Origin of the sequence: Mesorhizobium sp. M2A.F.Ca.ET.039.01.1.1, assembly GCF_003998035.1 — a bacterium.
Taxonomy (GTDB): Bacteria; Pseudomonadota; Alphaproteobacteria; order Rhizobiales; family Rhizobiaceae; genus Mesorhizobium.
This window is the reverse complement of the sequence record NZ_RZRY01000899.1, coordinates 1-2,154: the sequence shown is the minus strand read 5'-3', so window position 1 is coordinate 2,154 and position 2,154 is coordinate 1. Positions and strand designations below refer to the sequence as shown.

Here is a 2,154-nt window from a genome sequence, read left to right as displayed (position 1 = left end):
TGCCGATCGTCTCGCTGATTGTCATGCCGTTCGCCGTGTTGAGCGCGCTCGCCATGCCGTTCGGCTTCGACGGTCCCTTCCTCTATGTGATGGGCAAGGGCCTGACAGCGATGATCGCCATTTCGGCATGGATTTCCGACCGCTCGCCAGTCGATGCAGTGGGATTGATCTCGATCCAGTCGGTGCTGCTGGCGACAATCGCGCTCGTCATCGCGACCATGGCCACCACCTGGCTGAGGCTCGCCGCTGTGCCCTTCGCGCTCGCCGCGCTGTTGGCGATCCCGCATGTGCGCACGCCGGATGTGCTGATCTCGGAGGACGCGCATCTCGTGGCGATGCCGATCGGTGGCGGCGAGCTTGCCGTCAACCGCGAACGCTCCAACGAGTTCACCACCGACAACTGGAAGCGGGCGCTGAAGGCCGAGGCCATCGTGCCGCCCGAGACATTTGCCAAGGATGCGCTCGATATCGCCGACCCGGTCGACCTGCCGCCCGGCTCGCCCTTCTATTGCACCGGCGACCTCTGCATTGGCCGGCATCCGTCCGGCGCGATCGTCGCGCTCGCCGAAAACCGCGACAGCGCACGGCCCGCCTGCGGCTTTGCCGATCTCATCGTCATCAACGATGCGACGGCCTACAATCCCTGCTGGGATGAGCGCGTGCTTGTCGTCACCAAGCGCCAACTGGCGCGTGACGGCAGTGCCGCCGTCTTCTTCGATCCGCAATCGGCAACCGCGCGAGCAGCCATCCAATATGCCGTCGAGCAGCCTTACCGGCCCTGGCACGAGCAGCGGAAGTACACTCGCGAGGCGAGGGGACTGGCGCCTTACGAAAAGCCAGAGAGGGCCAAGTCCTCGCAGCCGGATCAGTAGCGCCTGATCAGCCCGACGAGCTTGCCCTGCACCTTGACCCGATCCGGCCCGAAGATGCGGGTTTCGTAGGCCGGGTTGGCGGCCTCCAACGCGATCGAGGCGCCCTTGCGGCGGAAGCGCTTGAGTGTCGCTTCCTCATCGTCGACGAGCGCCACCACGATCTCGCCCGGGCTCGCCGTGCTGGCGTTACGGATGATGACGGTGTCGCCGTCGAAGATGCCGGCCTCGATCATCGAGTCGCCCTTGACCTCCAGCGCATAGTGCTCGCCGCCCATGATCATGTCCGGCGGGACCGAGATCGAATGCGTCTGGTGCTGGATGGCGTCGATTGGCACACCGGCGGCGATGCGGCCCATCACCGGAATGGACACGGCCGAAGCGGCGTCGTCATCATTGCTGGGTGTCGGCGTACGCGAGGGCGCTGCCGGCTTGACCTGTCGGCTTAGATTGCCCTGGCCGCCCTGGATGACGCTTGGCGAAAATTTCTTCGCGGCATTCAGGCCGGGAGCGATCGAGTCGGGCAGGCGCAAGACCTCCAGCGCGCGCGCCCGGTTCGGTAGCCGGCGAATGAAGCCGCGTTCTTCCAGCGCCGTGATCAGCCGATGGATGCCGGACTTTGAGGCGAGGTCGAGCGCTTCCTTCATCTCGTCGAAGGATGGAGGGATCCCGCTCTCCTTCAGGCGTTCATGGATGAACATCAGGAGTTCATGTTGTTTGCGCGTCAGCATTGGCGGCCCCCACGGGTTCCGAAACCAGAATCAGAAAAACAAACCCAGAACAAACACTATCTGTTCCAGTTGTGTTCCGCAACCGTTTAAAGTTTAATGAATTTCTTAAGGCGGGCGAAAGAATGTTGCATCCGACGGTGCCTGGCCGCCACCGGTTGGGCTGTGTCATTGATTCCGCTCGATTTTGCAATTCTCCTTATGCTGAAATTGAGAGGCGACATCGTCGCGGAGGTGCTGAAGGGATCCAGTCAGCTGACCCAACCATGTACCGTAACGTGAACGAAACGAACTCAAAATGCCAACCTTGGCGACGATTCCGATCCTCAGCCTTTGCCGTCTATGGACCAGCTAATATAGGACAGAAGGTTCTTGCCGGGTTGCGGACGGTGATGGGACAACCGCCTTGGTCGCCGGAGGGATGTAGCGGCCTGGGTCGAAATGGAGGCGGTAGCACATGAGGGGAATTCCCGATCTTGCCGAGGTCGAGGCGATGGACGCTGCGGACCCGCTGCGCCCCTTGCGCGATCGCTTTGTTCTGCCGGAAGGGGTGATAT

Annotated in this window: 1 protein-coding gene and 1 pseudogene; one reads left to right on the top strand and one right to left on the bottom strand. The window is 62.3% G+C overall.

The window, feature by feature from the left end:
* A pseudogene (locus EOA24_RS35285) lies at positions 1-872 on the top strand (competence protein); the annotation flags it as partial.
* Here EOA24_RS35285 and lexA read toward each other — a convergent pair.
* On the bottom strand, positions 866-1,600 hold the full coding sequence (gene lexA, locus EOA24_RS35280) for a transcriptional repressor LexA (RefSeq protein WP_042642529.1): 735 nt from the start codon (positions 1,598-1,600) through the stop codon (positions 866-868). The pseudogene EOA24_RS35285 and the gene lexA overlap by 7 nt on opposite strands.
* Between the last annotated feature and the right edge of the window lie 554 nt (positions 1,601-2,154).